Consider the following 17,490-nt stretch of genomic DNA (forward strand, 5'->3'; position numbering starts at 1 on the left):
TTTGGTATAGGTGATCTAAGGCAGATTTGATGTTTTGGGAAAGGAAACTGTCGATTAGAGCATGGAATACCGGCAGTTTTGATCCTCGAAAACGTAAAACTGTCAATAAGAGCAAGGAATACCGACAATTTTGATCCTCGAAAACGCAAAACTGTCGATAAGCGCGGGTAATACCGACAGATTTGATGATTTGGGAAAGGAAACTGTCAATAAGAGCATGGAATAACGGCAGTTTTGATGATTTGGGAAAGGAAACTGTCGATAAGAGCATGGAATAACTGCAGTTTTGATCCTCGAAAACGCAAATCTGTCGATAAGAGCAAGGATTACCGACAGATTGGAAGATCTGGGAAAGGAAACTGTCGATAAGAGCATGGAATACCGGCAGTTTTGATCCTCGAAAACGTAAAACTGTCAATAAGAGCAAGGAATACCGACAGTTTTGATGTAGGAAAACGAAAACTGTCGATAAGAGCATGGAATACCGGCAGTTTTGATCCTCGAAAACGTAAAACTGTCAATAAGAGCAAGGAATACCGACAGTTTTGATGTAGGAAAACGCAAAACTGTCGATAAGAGCAAGGATTACCGACAGTTTTGATCCTCGAAAACTCAAAACTGTCGATAAGAGCATGGAATAACGGCAGTTTTGATGATTTGGGAAAGGAATCTGTCAATAAGAAGCCTGAATAACGGCAGTTTTGATGATTTGGGAAAGGAAACTGTCAATAAGAGCATGGAATAACGGCAGTTTTGATCCTCGAAAACGCAAAACTGTCAATAAGAGCATGGAATAACGGCAGTTTTGATCCTCGAAAACGCAAAACTGTCGATAAGAGCAAGGAATAACGGCAGTTTTGATCCTCGAAAACGCAAAACGGTCGATAAGAGCAAGGAATAACGGCAGTTTTGATCCTTGAGAACGCAAAACTGTCAATAAGAGCATTGACTACCGGCAGTTTTGATCCTCGAAAACGGAAAACTGTCGATAAGAGCAGGGATTACCGACAGGTTTGATCCTCGAAAACGCAAAACTGTCGATAAGAGCAAGGATTACCGACAGTTTTGATCCTCGAAAACGCAAATCTGTCAATAAGCGCGGGTAATACCGGCAGATTTGATGTTTTAGCAAAGGAATCAGTCAATAAGAAGCCTGAATAACGCCAGTTTGCATTAAAAAACAAATTAATCTGTCAATAAGACACCGAAATAACGAATTCTCTGAGCAAAAGCAAACGCTCATTACCTAGATCCTCGCTCCGCATACGTCAGGGAGAGATGTCTAATACAATTCCCATTCCCCCCCAGAACTAATTATTATTTGAATAAAGGAAATATTCTACCTTTTATAGAAACAATTAATGGAAAGCTAAAGATAGAAAACGGGGGTGCTAGTAAGAATGCAAACAGTTCCATCATCACCAATTTCGTTCAATAAACAGAGTTTTTTCAGAAGAAAATGGGTCAAAGTAACAGTATGGATTGTTGGTATTATTTTATTTCTATTGCTATCTGCCGCATTAGTTGGCTATTGGTTCGTATCGAAAAGTCACCCTAATTTAGAGGGGGTCACACAAATAAGCCAATTAGAGGGGGAGGTCACTGTTCATCGTGATGAGCGTGGTGTTGCACAAATCCATGCGACAAATTTAGAGGATTTATTTTTCATACAAGGCTACGTAACTGCACAGGACCGCCTTTTTCAGATGGATATGACGAGGCGGTTGGCGGGGGGAAGATTGTCGGAAGTAGTGGGTGGACAAGCGCTAGACAATGACAGATTTTTTCGTACATACGGCATGCATCGGGAGACGGAAGCTTTAGTTGAAAAATTCAGTCCTGAGACGAGTAGCATGGTTGATGCTTATGTTGCAGGAGTCAATGCCTATATGGAAGAAGCCTTTGCAGAAGGGGAGCAGCCTCTTGAATTTCGGTTAATGGGGTACGAACCTGAACCGTGGACTAGTGAAGATACAGCTCTCGTTGTGAAATATATGGGTTATACGTTATCAGGAAATTTCCGTTCTGAGTTAGATAATTATCGTATTGCGAAAACTTTAGGGGAAGATGCACATCATTTTTTCCCAGAGTTTCATATCGATGAAAACTTCCCGACAATTTATACCTATGGGGAAGAGTCTCCGTTTAGTTTTGATAAACTAGAGAACTTAGCAGCATTTGCCCCAAATGAATTTAATGGAAGTAATAACTGGGCAATCAGTGGCGAGCATACCCTATCTGGCTATCCACTAGTTGCTGATGATCCCCATCTAGGTCATGCGATTCCAAGTGTTTGGTACCAAACGCACTTAAATCTTGAAGGGGACTTTCACTCCATGGGGGTTACTGTACCTGGAGTGCCTGGTGTTGTATTAGGACATAACGGGGAAATGGCTTGGGGAGTTACTGCCATGTCAGTGGATCAAGAGGATTTATTTCTAGAGCAAGTACATCCTGAAAACCCTCAGCTATATTTATACGACGGTGAATGGGAGCAAGCGACAGTGATAGAAGAATTGATTTATATGGACGGGGTAGAGGAGCCTCACGTTGAACTTGTGGAAATTACGAGAAACGGACCAATCATTAATAAAATTGTTGGTGATGCGCCTTATCAAGCTATTTCTTTAAGATGGACTGGAAGGGAAGCTGGGGAGGAGCTCAATGGTGTCCTGAGACTGAACCGTGCGACTAATGTAGAAGAATTTATGCAGGGACTAGATGGATTCGTAACGCCAGCATTAAGTTGGGTGTTTGCTGATCGAAGCGGAAATATCGGGTATCGTGGACAGGCTCTACTACCTGTTCGTCAAAACTCAAATGGATTATTCCCAGTTCCAGGTTGGGATCCTGACTATCAGTGGGACGGATTTATACCGAATGAGGAGCTCCCACAAATAATTAATCCTGAATCAGGGTACATTATGACAGCAAATAATAAACCAGTGGACGATAACTATCCATATGAAATTGGTAGAAGCTTTTATCCGTACAGGGCGGAAAGGTTAGATGAAATCATACAAGGACAGATCGATAATGAAGTGCCATTTACTATTGATCAAATGAAAGAAATGCAAGTCGATTTCCTTAACACACAAGCTCGTGCTCTAGCTCCAATCTTAGTAGAGGCTTTGGAAAGATACAGTGGGGAAGAGGATTTATCTGACTTAGAATTAAGAGCTTTGGCTAAAGTGAAAGAATGGGATTTCGTTGAAAGTCCTGAATCAGGTGCCGCATTGGTGTGGAATCAATGGTATAACCAATTAGGTAGTGGTTTGTTTGAAGACCTTCTTGGTTTTCAATATGATCATAGTTTAGTCATTCATCGTGTTTTACAGGAAGCGCATGAACATGAGCAAAATGTATTGTTTGCTTACTTGGATGAAGACAAGCAACTAAATCTAGATGAGGTTGCAAGACAAACATTCGGAGATGCAGTCAATGCTGTGGAGGAATTACAGGGTGATAATCCTAATCGTTGGAACTGGGGAAGTTGGCATGCGATGACAATTGAACATCCTTTAAGTGCGGTTTGGCCATTAAATTATTTATTTGATTTAGGTACGTGGGAGTTAGGGGGAAGTGGCGCTACTCCAGGTGCTGCAGGCTATAACAGAAGCACTGGCCAAGTGACCCATGGTGCAGGTTGGCGTTTTGCTGGAGACTTAGAGTCAGTGGACTCCTTTTATGATATCTTGATGCCAGGACAATCTGGCCAAGTCTTTTCTCCATTTTACAGTGACCAAGTTGACACGTGGGCAGAAGGAGAACTGCTTCCGATGATATACAATAAAGAAGAGCATTCGGATGTAAAAACAAAGGTGTTCCAACCGTAATTCAGCTGACAAAAGTGAAAGCACAGTCTGTTATATAGTGATGAAAAACATGAAATCGGAAAAGTTCATTAATATCATAAACACGTTAAATTACCTAACCTCCAATAATAGTTGCAATCTCTGGATCATCAATCCCTATATTGTTATAATTTTTACTATGAGTAACCTCCCATTGTATTAATGATGGGAGGATATTTTTTAATATAATTGGAGGGTCTTTTTCATGAATGAAGTTATAAACTTACTTACAGAGCACCGATCCTATCGGGAATATAAAGAGGATCCAGTGGACCAAGCACAAGTTGATACAATCGTGAAGGCTGCCATGTCATCGGCGAATTGGATTAATGGTCAACAAGTAACGGTGATTGAGGTAAAGGATAAAGTGAAGAAAGCAAAGCTTGCAGAACTTGTGGGTAACCAACCATATGTGGATCAAGCCCCTGTGTTTTTCGTCTTCTGCTTAGATTTTTACCGTGCCAAGCTTGCGGCGGAAAAAACAAATATGGAGTTAGGTGTTGTCAATAGTGTAGAGGCATTACTGACTGGTTCAACGGATGTTGGAATTGCCATGGGAAATGCTATTGCAGCGGCGGAATCTTTAGATTTAGGAACTGTACCAATTGGAGGGATTCGTAAAAATCCTGTAGAGGTTGCTGCTTTATTAGAGCTTCCAGAATATGTTTTTCCAATATCAGGTCTCGTACTTGGTCATCCTGCAGCAAAAGCGGATATAAAGCCACGTTTGCCATTAGCCGCAACTCATCAGAAGGAGCGCTATAATCATGAACAAAGACCATTTATTGATGAGTTTGATGAGACGTATGGTGAGTTTGTAAGGCAACAGACAAACGGCGAACGAACTAGTCAATGGTCAAAGAATATTGCTACGTTCTATCAAGAAAGATATAAAGGTTTTTCAGAAAATGTCGTGTCAGGCTTGAAAAAACAAGGGTTTGATTGGGAAAAATAAGTGAGACTAAACAAAAAAGGCAGGGGTGAGTCTCCTTGTGACAATGCGTCTGCGAGGTCCTACCCCTGCCTTTGATATCCAGATTCACCTATTTAATCTTGATTTACTTCAACAATGGAAATAACTTCGTCCCAGTCAGTTGTTTCTAATAGCATTCCCTCTTGATCAAAAAGGAAAAAGTAAGGATATTCAATATTGGCATCAAGTGAGTGAACATTATATAAATCAAGAAAATCCCTTTCAATTAAATCGAGGGTTGTATTATAAGTCATATTACTAACTTCATCAATTTCCATCCAATATTCATCGTACAGTCTCCACATTTCTTCTTCAGTCATCACCTCATCACTATATACAATAATAACGTTATACTCATAGTGCCTTGCAGTGAAATGGAGGTGGAAATGCTCTTGAGAAAGGCGAGGAATTTTAATTTCCTCCGCAGTATAGATGGGTAGTAGCTCCCGAGAATATGTAATATATCCTGGTCTGTCTGTTGAAACTTGTTTAGTGAAGTCTTCTTTTACAGTGACAGAAATTGGGATGATATCTGACCACAATAATAGTCGGAGAGGCATGCTATCATGAATCGAAATTTCTTCGTCAAAAAGAGCGCTAAATTCCAGCTCTTGCCCCGTATCTTCAATAATAATCTTTGTATCATTTTCTAGCATGAGATTGTATGCCTCGACTGTATAATCAGTGGTGTCCATACGTGTTCCCCGGTCCAAAGAATAAAGCTTTTCCATGTCATTGCCCACATGGCTATCCTCTACAAAAATAGTCATTGTGTTAAGGAAGGAGAAAGCTCCAAGACTAAATCCTTCAATGACGGATGGCTCATCTTCTTGATTACAACCTACTAATATGAAAAATAAGGATAAGATGATTAATATAGTTTTTTGCTGCATGGGACCCACGCTCCACTCTTCGTGTATTCGAAATATGTAATACTTACATTTACCTGACTCCGTGATGAAATAATTCCCTCTTTGTATTAAACCTAAAAATCTTTGGATTTAACCATGTTGTGTAAATACTCGAATCCGTTACAGGTGGACGCTTTCCGCGGGCACGGCCTCAGACTCCTCGACGCAAAAAAACGCGCCTGCGGGGTCTTCAGCTCGCGCTGTTCCCGCTGGAGTCGCCACCATTCACTTCTTCGAGTAAATAGAAAATACTAAATGATCTGTTTATCAGGCTTATTAAGTAACCAAACCAATACAATTTTTATATAGAAGTTGATATGACAGGAATCTAGGAGACTCCTGCGGGAAGAAAGGCAGGGGTAAGACCCCGCAGTTGCGAAGCAATGAGGAGGCTTACCAGCCGCCCGCGGAAAGCGAGTAGATGGATGGCATATCAACACCTCCTATCACGGATTCAGGATTTTTTTAGGTGCTTTGTGTAAAATTTTAACATAAATAGTTTGTGAGGAGTTACTGTTTTTTAGGGAAATGTTTGTAAACCTTTTAATCTTAATGGATATCGCTGCAAACTACTTTTTTCACAAATTTGAGACTTAAAAAGGACGATTCCAATGTACAATGTTGGAAATCGCCCTTTTCACTTATTTAGTCCTGATTTACTTCAACAATGGAAATAACTTCGTCCCAGTCAGTTGTTTCTAATAAAATGCCCTCATGATCAAGTAGGAAAAAGTAAGGATAGTCAGTGTTTGAATCCAGGGGAAGGTTATATATATCTAGAAAATCTTGCTCAAGTAAACTGAGATGTGTATTATATGTCATATTACTAACTTCTCCAATGTCATCCCAATAGTCTTCGTACATTCCCCATATCTCCTTTTCCGGAATCACGTCGTCACTATAAACAATGACGACGTGATAGTCATTGAGCTTATCAATGAAATGGAGACTAAAATGCTCCTTAGAAAGGGGAGGTATTTTAATTTCCTTCGCAGTATAGACGGGCAATAGTTCCCTTGAATGTGTGATATATCCAGGTCTGTCTGTTGAAACTTGTTTAGTAAAGTCCTCTTTCACATTGACAGTAACCGGGATGATGTCGGACCATATTAATAGTTGGAGTGCAAGTATATCATGATTCGAAATTTCTTCGTCAAAAAGTGAATTAATTGTCAGCTGTTGCCCCGTATCTTCAATAATAATTTTTGTATTATGTTCTAGGGTAACGTTGTATGCTTCTACTGAATAATCAGTGATATTCATATGTATTTCCATATCCACAGAGTACAGCTTTTCTATTGTATTGCCCACAAAGCTATCCTCTACAAATATAGTTAATTTGCTTTCATCTGTAGGTAAAGTACCAAGACTATATCCTTCAATTACGGATCGTTCATCTTCGTCCTCTAAATTACAACCTATTAATATAAAAAACAAAGATAGAATTGCTAATATAGATTTTTTCTGCATGGGCCCCACGCTCCAATCCCAGTGTATTTGTACTATGTATTAATTCCAGTCAACATTATATGCATGTGTTAAATTTTAACATAAATTGTATGTATTTGGTAACTGTTTTTTGGTAGAATGTAAGATTTGTTATTGAAGTTGTTACATACACTGAGGTTATTTGGGGACGATCCACGCGGGATAGTCGTTCAACTCGTGGTTTCTTCTTGCTTTTTACTGTGGTCGTTCCACAAGCCTCTTTTTATAGAAAAAAAGGTCTTGAATAATGATTGATTATCCAAAACCCTTTTCCATTTACACTTTATTTCCAAACTCTCAATAGATTTTTTGCAGCGACTGTTGGATCTTCTGCCTTAGTGATTGCTGATATAACGGACATACCGTCTGCCTTTCCTGAAACAACTTGGTCGGCGTTAGATTCTGTAATGCCACCGATCGCTACGATTGGAACATGGATTCCTTGCTCCCTTAGCTCAGCAATAAAGTCAGGTCCACATACATCTTCTGCATCTGCCTTTGTATCAGTAGGAAAAACAGGACCGACGCCTAAATAATCAGCGCCATCTGCCAAGGCCTGGACAGCCTCTTCGTAATTATGTGCAGACACTCCAAGAATTCGGTCTCCAATACGCTCGCGAATGGCAGCAACATTTCCGTCGTCTTGACCAACGTGGACCCCATCTGCATCTAATGTGATGGCAAGGTCCACATCATCATTGACGATAAAAGGGATATTATTATCCTTACATATTTTTTTTAACCCTTTCCCAAGGGCCTCTTTATCCTTGCCTTGAAGGTGATCCTTCCCTTTCTCCCTAAACTGAAAAAGCGTGACGCCACCTTCAATAGCTTGTTGTAGTACTTGAGGTAAAGGGTTTGTGCTATTAGGGCTTCCTGCAATAAAGTAAACCTTTAAATAGTCTCTCATTTTGTCAGAGCTGATTCGTGCCATGTTTTCCCCTCCAACTTTGAGTCGAGTTCTTTCGTTTCATATTGGCGATGAGCACCGTGATGGGTTGGCCCATGTCCACCACCAATGTTTAAGGAGTGAATGATGGCAAGATGGATAAACCTTTTTGCTTTAAGAACGGCTTCCATGAGTGGCGTCCCTTTAGCTAGTTCTGCTGTAATGGCAGAAGCAAAGGAGCAGCCAGTTCCATGTGTGTTCTTCGTGTCTACCCTTGGATATTGGAAATAATGATACGTTGATCCGTCGAAAAACAAGTCCGTTGTTGCTTCACTATGTCCATCACTATCGTGTCCACCTTTAATTACAACGCTTTTAACTCCCATAGAAAGAAAATCCTTCGCGGCTTGTTTTCTGTCATCTATGGACGTGATTTCTCTACCAACTATAGCTTCTGCCTCAGGTATATTAGGAGTTGCCACAGTAGCAAGTGGAAGCAGTTCGTTGATCAGTGCCTTCGTTGAATTTTCTGTGAGTAGGGAGGCGCCGCCTTTTGCTATCATCACGGGATCAACGACGACATTATTCCATTGATAGTGCTTAATTTTCTCTGCAACGAGTTTAATACGTGGTTCGTCAAAAAGCATTCCTGTTTTGACGGCGTCAACACCAATATCATCTGCAACGGAAGTGATTTGCTGCTCAAGTCCTTCCAATTCAACTGGATATACACCTTGCACTCCTAAAGTATTCTGGGCAGTTATCGCTGTAATAGCTGACATTCCGAATACCCCTAACTCCTGGAATGTTTTTAAATCGGCTTGTATTCCTGCACCACCACCACTATCTGAACCAGCGATTGTCAAGGCACGTGAAATCATGATTATCTCACCTTTCTATTCTAATTAATATATTTTGTTTATTACTATTGCTTTAGTAGTTTTGGAAAAAAATCATTGTTGTTTTTAAATAAAAGGCTATCGTATAACCTCACCTTCCACTTATTCAAATATCCAAGCATATAAAAAACACCGTTACATCGAAGGAACGGTGGTAAATGCATGTTATTAAAGGAGAATACGTGCTACATTAGTAAGATTAAGAGCGACTCCTTTATTAAAAATGCTGCCGTTCCACTTTCCTACGCTGGTATCAACCAGATCAGGTTCTAAGGGACCAAGTAATCTTGTCTCAGCCGATCGGCACCCCTAGTGGACAGTTATTTACATGAAGAAGCTAAGTTCAACCTTATCGTACCATAAATTTTTATTGCATGTCGAAGAAGTGCTTATTAGGAAACACTTCACAAGCTAAAACAACTTTGTTATCATTGGTCATGAGGCAATATCGCATTTAATAGAATACGAGAAAGCTGGGGGTGCCTATGGCTGAGAGGAGAAATCCGACCCTTTGAACCTGAATTGGTTAACACCAACGGAGGGAAGCTATTTAATAAACATTAAATAATTGTTATTAAAAAGCTTACCGTTCAAGGTGAGCTTTTTTTCGGATTCTGTTAAATGATGATGTTGATTTTTGAACAGATTGATTGAAACGCAGGTACGAGGTGAGGGCTATTCTTAAGTAATATGATTGAGGGCATATTACTTTGAAGAGATTTAATTGCTTGTACAAAAATAAAAATGAAGTGGGGAGTTAACATGAAAGATGTTTTAACAATCGGGGGAAAAGAACTTCAAAATCGTTTGTTCGTAGGGACTGGCAAGTTTGCTGACCATAAGAATATGGGGGAGGCATTAACAGCATCAAACTCTGAAGTAGTAACAGTTGCACTGCGAAGAGTTGACATGGAAGGAAACGAGGAAGATATTTTAAACGATATCCCTAAACACATGACGTTAATGCCGAACACATCAGGAGCGCGTAACGCAGAGGAAGCAGTTCGAATTGCTAGACTTGCGAAAGCATGTGGTATGGGCAACTGGATAAAAATAGAAGTAATATCAGATCACAAATATTTGCTTCCAGATAATGAGGAAACAACGAAGGCGACGGAAATTCTTGCAAATGAAGGGTTTGTCGTACTTCCTTATATGAGTCCTGATTTAATGGCGGCAAAACGAATGAAGGATGCTGGTGCAGCGGCAATCATGCCGCTAGGAGCTCCAATTGGTTCAAACAAAGGTATTCGTATGAAGGAAATGATTCAAATTATGATCGATGAAATGGACGTGCCAATCGTAGTAGACGCAGGGATTGGAAAACCATCTGAAGCTGCAGAGGCGATGGAAATGGGAGCAGATGCCGTTTTAGTTAACACAGCCATTGCTACTGCTGCAAATCCTGTTGAAATGGCAAAAGCTTTTGACTTAGCTGTTAAGGCAGGGCGTATCGGCTACTTATCCGGACTTGGTCCTGTTTCTACAAAAGCACATGCTTCTTCACCATTAACAGGGTTTTTAGGTTAAATATTAACCTAGCAATTGAAGATAAAGTGTTCAATTTAGAGGATTTGCACGGACTCATAATTCGGTTATAAAGGGTGGTTTTCTCATATGAGCTTTTATGAAAAATTTGAAGAAGTTAAGGATTTGCCGTTTGAAGATATGTTTCAGGGAGTTACGGGACTTGATGTAGAGAGGGTTCTGCAAAAGGAACGATTATCGGAACAAGATTATTTTGTATTGCTCTCACCTGCTGCGGAAAACTATTTAGAAGAGATGGCTCAGAAGGCGCACATGCTGACAAAACAACATTTTGGCAATACAATGCAGTTATATTTGCCACTTTATTTGTCTGATTACTGTGTGAACATTTGTAAATACTGTAGTTTTAGCTTGAACAATGATTTCCCTCGACGTCGCCTTACAATGAGTGAGGTGGAACGGGAAGCGCAAGTGATTGCTAATATGGGAATTAAACATATTATTCTATTATCAGGGGAATCGAAGCAGCATTCGTCTGTAGATTACTTGAAAGAATGTTTGCAAGTTTTAAGAAAATACTTTTCTAGCATTGGGGTTGAAATTCAACCGTTAGATCAAGGGGAGTATGAGGAGTTATTCGAACATGGGGTCGATGGCTTGACCGTTTATCAAGAAGTCTACAATGAGGAGATTTATCGTGATATTCATGTAGCAGGTCCAAAAAAGAACTTTCGATATCGACTTGACACACCAGAGCGTGGTGCGAAAGCTGGGATGCGTTCTCTTAATGTGGGAGCACTCCTAGGGATGGATGAGTGGCGTAAGGAAAGTTATATTACGGGACTCCATGCTAGTTATTTGCAAAATAAATATTTGGAGACGGAAGTAGGGGTGTCTTTTCCGAGAATGCAGCCTCATGCAGGAAGCTTTCAACCAAAGGTGAATGTTACGGATAAAAACTTAGTTCAAGCGATGTTAGCAGTAAGGTTATTTTTACCTCGTGCTGGAGTGAACTTATCTACGAGGGAAACGCCAGAGCTTCGCAATCACCTGATTCCATTAGGTGTTACGAAAATGTCTGTGGAGTCTTCAACAGTGGTCGGAGGATACTCAGAGCCAGATGTAACACAAAGTCAATTTGAGATTTCAGATGACCGTACTGTTAAAGAAATGAAAGAGTTATTGAAAGAAAAAGGGTACCAGCCAGTAGTGAAGGACTGGCAATTCATATAAAGTTCAGGAAGTTCAGGGACCTGGTCCCGTACAAAAAGTTCGGGGACCAGGTCCCGCACGAATTTGTGAACAAATCTATTTTCATATCATCATCCGGGAGGTTTCCCAATGTCTGAACAAATAAACACTAACTCGCAGGAGCCACCATTTGAAATCCATGTTATATCTAATGGTAAAATGGGCTTGGAAGAATTCGCACATAAAGCAGGACAACTAGAACCGTATGTAACCTACTTTCACATTCGTGAAAAGCAACTCCCCGCGAGGGAGATTGCCAAGGGGATAAGAAAACTGACCGATGCTGGTGTTCCGTTATCGAAGATCATTGTCAATGATCGAGTAGATGTAGCTCTACTTTTGAGGACGAAGGGTATACAGTTAGGTTATAATAGTCTTTGTGTGGATGAAGTGAAAACTATGTTTCCACATTTAAAAATTGGAAAATCTGTTCATTCTCCGGAAGAGGCAGTAGCAGGAGAAAGGGAAGGAGCAGATTTTGTACTATACGGCCATATTTTTCCCACGAACTCCAAGCCTGGCCTTGTGCCACGGGGACTGGAAGGACTGAAGAACACCGTCCAGGCAACCGACATACCAGTCATTGCTATCGGTGGGATCAAACCTGAAATTGTGAGCAGTGTGTTAGAGACAGGAGCAAAGGGAATAGCCGTAATGTCAGGTGTTCTCGAAGCGAGCAACCCGATACAGGAGATAAAAGCATACATTAAAGAGGGTGAGAAATCATGGAAGTGACGTTAAATGGAAAAAAAACAGAATTACCAGAAGCAATTTCGAACCTTACTCAATTGTTGACTCATTATAAGCTAGAGGATAAGGTTGTTATTGTTGAAGTAAATGGTGAAATTATTGATAAATCCAAGCATGAAGATAGATCCATTGAAGCTGGAGATCAAATCGAACTAGTTCATTTTGTCGGCGGTGGATGATTGAAAAAGGAGCGTTTACGTTGAATAACCGTTATTCAAGGCAGGAATTATTTACACCAATCGGAAAAGAAGGTCAGGAAAAGCTCGCAAAGAAACATGTATTAATTATAGGAGCAGGCGCCCTTGGAACTGGAAATGTGGAAAACCTTGTCCGTGCCGGTGTTGGAAAAATTACAATTGTAGACCGTGACTATGTTGAATTCAGTAATCTGCAACGTCAGCAGCTATACGTGGAATCAGATGCTACGGAAAGAATCCCGAAAGCAATAGCTGCAGAAAAATGCCTAAAGGAAATAAATTCCGAGGTGGAAGTTGTCGGGAAGGTCATGGACGTGACAAAGGAAGAATTGGAGCAGATGACGCCTGGTGTTGACCTCATCATTGATAGCACGGATAATTTTGATACCCGCCTATTAATCAATGATATCGCCCAGAAACACAATATTCCATGGATATATGGTGCCTGTGTCAGTAGCTATGGTTTGAGTTACACGATAATACCAGGCAAAACACCGTGTCTCAACTGTCTATTGGAAACTGTGCCGTTGGGTGGAGCCACTTGTGACACCGTAGGTATTATAAGTCCAGCCGTTCAAATGGTTGTCGCATACCAAACGACAGAAGCCCTAAAGCTTTTAGTAGATGATGAGAAAGCATTACGTGGAAAACTCGTGTGCTTTGATTTATGGAAAAATGAGCACACGTCTATTAAAGTAGATGGAGTTAAGAAATCAGACTGTAAATCTTGTGGTTCTGAACCTACCTATCCATATCTATCCTATGAAAATCAAACGAAGTCGTCCGTGTTGTGTGGAAGAAACACGGTACAAATCAGACCACCAAAGCGTTTGGAAAGGGATCTGGATCAACTAGTAGAAACCTTATCTACTCAAGGTGGAGAAGTGGAACAAAACCCATATTTAGTTTCTTACACAATAGGTGAGCAACGAATGGTGTTTTTCAGGGATGGTCGTGTTCTTGTTCACGGTACGAACGATATCGCTGAAGCCAAGACATTATATCATCGTATCTTAGGTTAACCACAAAGTTACTGAAATTGAATAAAACTCGAATTTAATTCGCTCATATAAGTTTCAGCTAGGGGTACGAAAAAGCCCTTAAGAAGCAAAACCACATGCCGATTTCACAATCGAAATCACATGTGGTTTTTTGTTGTTAAATCACTGATTCCGCATAATTGGCAACGTTTTGACGGCGATATACACTTTCTGAAGGTGTTGTCTTCCCTTAGTCCTATGAAAACATTTCACTAGAAAAATTCAGAATCTTTCGTTTACATATATGTCACATCGTGATATACTCGCATCATGACATATGTCACGGCGCAACATATAGAGGAGGAACGATTTGACTGCAAATACTGATAAAGTAATCAAAAAGTACGTACCTATGTCCGAAACAGCTTTTTACATCTTATTAAGTCTTTTTAAACAACCACAGCACGGCTATGGAATTGTGAAATATGTGGAGGGAATTACATCAGGTCGATTGAAACTTGGTTCAGGTACAATCTACGGAACGATTACGAAAATGCTGAAAGATCATTTAATCGTCGTATATGCCAATGAAGAACGAAAAAAAACTTATGAGATAACTGAGTTAGGGAAAGTGGTAATTAAACAGGAAATGACCCGAATTGAAGAGTTATATACGAATGCTATTGCACACTGGGAGGGGGAAGGAAATGAGTGAAAAAAGTATTTGGAAACCGTTTTGGAGCTTTCACATTCAGAGCACGGAGCGTTGGATTGAAGAGATGGCAAAGAAGGGATACACTCTTTCTCGCTTCCAACCTAAATTAAGCCGTTTCACATTTACAGAGGAAGCGTCATCTCATGAGACATTTGCTATATCTTTTGATCGTAGTCGGCAGCATCCTCTCCCCAAAGCCCTTGAGGCAGATGGTTGGGAAGTGGTGAATAAACAAGGAAAATGGGCGATTTATGGTAATGGTAAGCAAAAGGAAGAGGTGAAAACGTCCATTGTTCGAGATAATTTAGAATCAAGAAACAGTAGAATTGCAATACTTTGGTGGATCTATTTCCTCTATATCATTTTCTCTATTTCTCTGCAAGTTACGTTGTTACTGCCACTCTATTTACACATGGATCCTGATACGGTGACCCGCGTCGAAAGTCCGATGTGGATCTTCACGTATATCATGTTTATAGTCCAGATTGTTGTGACACTGATAGGGATCTATTCCCTCATTGCGCTCAAAAAAGAATCGAGGCGTTTATCAGAGGAGAGAAATCAATCTCAAACCTTGTTTCATTCTGAGGAAAAACCAATCGTTTTATTAGGAAAACGACGAAAAAAGCTTAAATTAGGCTGGAATTATTCTCCAGATAAATTTGAAAAATGGCTTGAAGAGCAAGAACGGTCTGGATGGCATCTTACCCAAGTTAAAAAAGGTGGAGTTTTATTTCAATTTCAAAAATCCGATACCAAGTTATATTCCTATTGCATCCTTTTTGAAGGAAGAGCAGATAGTAACGCTCACAGTTTTCACAGTGAAGCTGGCTGGGAGAGAGTATATGTTTCAGGTGCGTCTTGGCAACAATGGTCGATCTGGCGACAAGCCTATTCAGAAGGCGCGGAGAAACCTAAGATCAATGACGATCCAGAGACCAAGCGAAAGGCAGCGATGCGTGTGACAAAAATTCATACGTTGATGTTTGCACCTATTATACTAATATTCGGTTTTAACTTCTTTTCATTTATGCTTCCTGATGCATTGGAGCAAGGCTATTTTTCTTTATCAGGCATTGAGCGCTTCAACACAACTGTTTATCCATTAGTCATGTTTATATTTTTCACAAATATTCTACGAGCCTGGGCTTATTATTTTAGAGTTAGAACTCAATAATAGTAGCTTGAGCGAAAAATGGATCCATATTATTGAAATATATAGGTCGTTTATATGAAAAGCCAGGACAATATTAAATATTTGTCCTGGCTTTGTCTTAAGGGAAGATAGTTTAAATTTTCAAAGTATTGTCTTGCGCAAGATCTTGCCCTTTGCCTTAATTTTTCCCTTCAGACCAACGACCAAAGTTTTTCTAAAAATCAAGTTCTTCGATTGGTTGGATTTCTTCTCCACCGTCCATAAAGCTGATCGTAACCTCATCACCAGGCTCAACAAACACGGCACGGGGATAAGAGGAAGCGTTAACTGTAAAAATTCTATCGTGACCTTCTAATAATATTCTTACAGTTACATTATCTTCACGATCCCATTTATACACTCGCTCCACGACACCAGTAATCTCTTCTAGATCTAATAGTTCTCCAGGGATAATATCATCATCCCCACCCCTATTAGCTAATTCCAACTGATAGGCTGCGAATGCTTCACGTTTCGTTTCTCCATAACCAGTTACGCTTTCACTTGCTGCATTCACTAACATAATTTGACGTAATACGGCGTTTCTGTCCATTAGTGGAACAACCCAAGTATACTGACCATAGATGTTATATAACGACGGAGTCCCAGCGACATAATCATCACGTACGAATGTTCTTTCAGCCAAATTCATGGCAGTTCGACCATTCAGCATTCCACTTGCATCACGGAAATAACGTAGTTCCCCAGTTCGGGCATCAAACATTGTAAAGCCAACCATGGATCCAGAAGCTTCGCCTGTTTCACCAGTTAATCTCGTATGGTCAGTAAACCAACTGAGGTTTAACTCTCGGTTAACAACACCTGTAACGGAGTCTTCTGACCCCCACCCAGTAGGCTCGGTTAATCCTTCACGCCCGAAGAATCGGTTAACAATACCTTGTTTGTAGATACCAAACCATTCATTACGCTCTTCTGCAATGTGAGGAGGGTAGATTCGATTCACCCATTCAGGTGCATCTTCTTTCGCATATTGCTCCATTTCCCCAGTTGCAGGGTCTACGGTGATAATCCCGTCTACATCGGCCACTCGACGGAACTCAGTATAGTGACCGTAACTAATGATGTAGTATGGATTTCCTTCTGAATCGATTTCAAATGTCGTATCTAGCATTAATACATCTGGAAATGATAGACGGACATGACGTTCTAAGTTTTCATGGAAAAAAGCAGATGGTACGTATGTCATATCAGTATAAACGAGCTCAGGCTCTAGACGTGGATTTTCTGCACTTACCATGATATATCCTGGAGCAGCATTACTGCGATACCAACGGAATAAGTTTTCATACTCAATTGGTGTAATCCAAAATAGTGCGTCATTCACTCGTTGAATTCTAGTTTCTCCAAGGGAATAGAAAGCAGGGTTGTCAAGTTGCCCCATAACAACGTCCGTTCGATATCTAGCAAAACTCCTTGGTACAACAGGGATATGCTCCTCGCTGACAGGACTGAATTCTTCTACTGTAACTTCTTCTCCACCAGCAATGTCGAACATGGCATCTGCTAAGAATAATGGCTGAATAGTCCAAAAGACACCAAATCCAATCAGGATAACCATCCCAGCACCTGATCCAATTACTGCAGCCTGTTTTCTAAAGCTCCTCTTTAATGAAAAAACTAAGGAGTTATCTATTACTAAACCAAGACCGATAATTGGCAAATAATATGTAACGATGGCTGTGACAGATTGATCTAATAGCCCAACATAAAAAAGCATTAATCCATATAGAATCCCAACAATATAACGGGGTACTATCCATTTTCTAAAAAAAGGTGTCTTCCACCACTGGATTTGTAGCGGTAAAAACAATAGTGCTGTTAAAGCACTGATGATTAACATTTGCAGCATAACTTTCACCTCTTTGATTGATTGTCTTAC

Annotated in this window: 14 protein-coding genes and 2 riboswitches; of the genes, 9 read left to right on the top strand and 5 right to left on the bottom strand. The window is 40.3% G+C overall.

Going from position 1 to position 17,490, the window contains the following annotated elements:
- Positions 1–1,400: 1,400 nt before the first annotated feature.
- Together BW724_RS02795 and BW724_RS02800 are read left to right on the top strand one after the other, a co-directional pair.
- Positions 1,401–3,836, top strand: coding sequence for a penicillin acylase family protein (locus BW724_RS02795; RefSeq protein ID WP_088073571.1), 2,436 nt, complete (start codon positions 1,401–1,403; stop codon positions 3,834–3,836).
- Positions 3,837–4,059: 223 nt separating this feature from the next.
- Entirely contained in the window at positions 4,060–4,809 is a 750-nt protein-coding gene (locus tag BW724_RS02800; RefSeq protein WP_088073572.1) for an NADPH-dependent oxidoreductase, read from the top strand.
- A gap of 92 nt (positions 4,810–4,901) precedes the next feature.
- On the opposite strand, the gene BW724_RS02805 is transcribed toward BW724_RS02800, so the two are convergent.
- From BW724_RS02805 to thiD, 4 genes are all read right to left on the bottom strand, one after another.
- A complete protein-coding gene (locus BW724_RS02805; protein ID WP_088073573.1) occupies positions 4,902–5,720 on the bottom strand; it encodes a hypothetical protein in 819 nt (272 codons plus the stop codon).
- Between the two features lie 663 nt (positions 5,721–6,383).
- Entirely contained in the window at positions 6,384–7,208 is an 825-nt protein-coding gene (locus BW724_RS02810) for a hypothetical protein (RefSeq protein ID WP_088073574.1), read from the bottom strand.
- A 301-nt stretch (positions 7,209–7,509) separates the two neighbouring features.
- Positions 7,510–8,160, bottom strand: coding sequence for a thiamine phosphate synthase (gene thiE, locus BW724_RS02815; RefSeq protein WP_088073575.1), 651 nt, complete (start codon positions 8,158–8,160; stop codon positions 7,510–7,512).
- Positions 8,133–8,996 carry a bifunctional hydroxymethylpyrimidine kinase/phosphomethylpyrimidine kinase gene (gene thiD, locus BW724_RS02820; protein WP_088073576.1) on the bottom strand — a complete coding sequence of 288 codons (864 nt, stop codon included), beginning with the start codon at positions 8,994–8,996 and terminating at the stop codon, positions 8,133–8,135. The genes thiE and thiD overlap by 28 nt, the downstream gene beginning before the upstream one ends.
- A 240-nt stretch (positions 8,997–9,236) precedes the next feature.
- Positions 9,237–9,335: riboswitch (TPP riboswitch) on the bottom strand.
- Positions 9,336–9,479: 144 nt separating this feature from the next.
- Positions 9,480–9,575, top strand: a riboswitch (TPP riboswitch).
- A 201-nt stretch (positions 9,576–9,776) separates the two neighbouring features.
- Here thiD and BW724_RS02825 point away from each other — a divergent pair.
- The 7 genes from BW724_RS02825 (at position 9,777) to BW724_RS02855 (ending at position 15,572) form a co-directional block, all read left to right on the top strand.
- A complete protein-coding gene (locus BW724_RS02825; RefSeq protein WP_088073577.1) occupies positions 9,777–10,544 on the top strand; it encodes a thiazole synthase in 768 nt (255 codons plus the stop codon).
- 87 nt (positions 10,545–10,631) lie between these two features.
- On the top strand, positions 10,632–11,735 hold the full coding sequence (gene thiH / locus BW724_RS02830) for a 2-iminoacetate synthase ThiH (RefSeq protein ID WP_088073578.1): 1,104 nt from the start codon (positions 10,632–10,634) through the stop codon (positions 11,733–11,735).
- Between the two features lie 108 nt (positions 11,736–11,843).
- Entirely contained in the window at positions 11,844–12,488 is a 645-nt protein-coding gene (tenI, locus tag BW724_RS02835) for a thiazole tautomerase TenI (protein WP_088073579.1), read from the top strand.
- On the top strand, positions 12,479–12,682 hold the full coding sequence (thiS, locus tag BW724_RS02840; protein ID WP_088073580.1) for a sulfur carrier protein ThiS: 204 nt from the start codon (positions 12,479–12,481) through the stop codon (positions 12,680–12,682). Before tenI ends, thiS begins: the two co-directional genes overlap by 10 nt.
- A 20-nt stretch (positions 12,683–12,702) precedes the next feature.
- Positions 12,703–13,722 carry a thiazole biosynthesis adenylyltransferase ThiF gene (locus tag BW724_RS02845; protein ID WP_088077633.1) on the top strand — a complete coding sequence of 340 codons (1,020 nt, stop codon included), beginning with the start codon at positions 12,703–12,705 and terminating at the stop codon, positions 13,720–13,722.
- 370 nt (positions 13,723–14,092) lie between these two features.
- Positions 14,093–14,395: a PadR family transcriptional regulator gene (locus BW724_RS02850; RefSeq protein ID WP_088077635.1), complete on the top strand. Its 303-nt coding sequence runs from the start codon at positions 14,093–14,095 to the stop codon at positions 14,393–14,395.
- Positions 14,388–15,572, top strand: coding sequence for a DUF2812 domain-containing protein (locus tag BW724_RS02855; protein WP_176371267.1), 1,185 nt, complete (start codon positions 14,388–14,390; stop codon positions 15,570–15,572). Before BW724_RS02850 ends, BW724_RS02855 begins: the two co-directional genes overlap by 8 nt.
- 193 nt (positions 15,573–15,765) lie before the next feature.
- Here the strand turns inward: BW724_RS02855 and BW724_RS02860 are convergent, their stop codons facing one another.
- The gene (locus tag BW724_RS02860) at positions 15,766–17,460 is read right to left on the bottom strand and encodes a hypothetical protein (protein WP_088073582.1); all 1,695 of its coding nucleotides are present in this window, start codon (positions 17,458–17,460) and stop codon (positions 15,766–15,768) included.
- Between the last annotated feature and the right edge of the window lie 30 nt (positions 17,461–17,490).

This window comes from Litchfieldia alkalitelluris (assembly GCF_002153425.1).
GTDB classification, from domain to species: Bacteria; Bacillota; Bacilli; order Bacillales; family Salisediminibacteriaceae; genus Evansella; species Evansella alkalicola.

Excerpts from the sequence above, each read along its gene's own strand:
- BW724_RS02795 (WP_088073571.1), top strand. The coding sequence starts at position 1,401 with ATGCAAACAGTTCCATCATCACCAATTTCGTTCAATAAACAGAGTTTT.
- BW724_RS02800 (WP_088073572.1), top strand. The coding sequence starts at position 4,060 with ATGAATGAAGTTATAAACTTACTTACAGAGCACCGATCCTATCGGGAA.
- BW724_RS02805 (WP_088073573.1), bottom strand. The coding sequence starts at position 5,720 with ATGCAGCAAAAAACTATATTAATCATCTTATCCTTATTTTTCATATTA.
- BW724_RS02810 (WP_088073574.1), bottom strand. The coding sequence starts at position 7,208 with ATGCAGAAAAAATCTATATTAGCAATTCTATCTTTGTTTTTTATATTA.
- thiE (WP_088073575.1), bottom strand. The coding sequence starts at position 8,160 with ATGGCACGAATCAGCTCTGACAAAATGAGAGACTATTTAAAGGTTTAC.
- thiD (WP_088073576.1), bottom strand. The coding sequence starts at position 8,996 with ATGATTTCACGTGCCTTGACAATCGCTGGTTCAGATAGTGGTGGTGGT.
- BW724_RS02825 (WP_088073577.1), top strand. The coding sequence starts at position 9,777 with ATGAAAGATGTTTTAACAATCGGGGGAAAAGAACTTCAAAATCGTTTG.
- thiH (WP_088073578.1), top strand. The coding sequence starts at position 10,632 with ATGAGCTTTTATGAAAAATTTGAAGAAGTTAAGGATTTGCCGTTTGAA.
- tenI (WP_088073579.1), top strand. The coding sequence starts at position 11,844 with ATGTCTGAACAAATAAACACTAACTCGCAGGAGCCACCATTTGAAATC.
- thiS (WP_088073580.1), top strand. The coding sequence starts at position 12,479 with ATGGAAGTGACGTTAAATGGAAAAAAAACAGAATTACCAGAAGCAATT.
- BW724_RS02850 (WP_088077635.1), top strand. The coding sequence starts at position 14,093 with ATGTCCGAAACAGCTTTTTACATCTTATTAAGTCTTTTTAAACAACCA.
- BW724_RS02855 (WP_176371267.1), top strand. The coding sequence starts at position 14,388 with ATGAGTGAAAAAAGTATTTGGAAACCGTTTTGGAGCTTTCACATTCAG.
- BW724_RS02860 (WP_088073582.1), bottom strand. The coding sequence starts at position 17,460 with ATGCTGCAAATGTTAATCATCAGTGCTTTAACAGCACTATTGTTTTTA.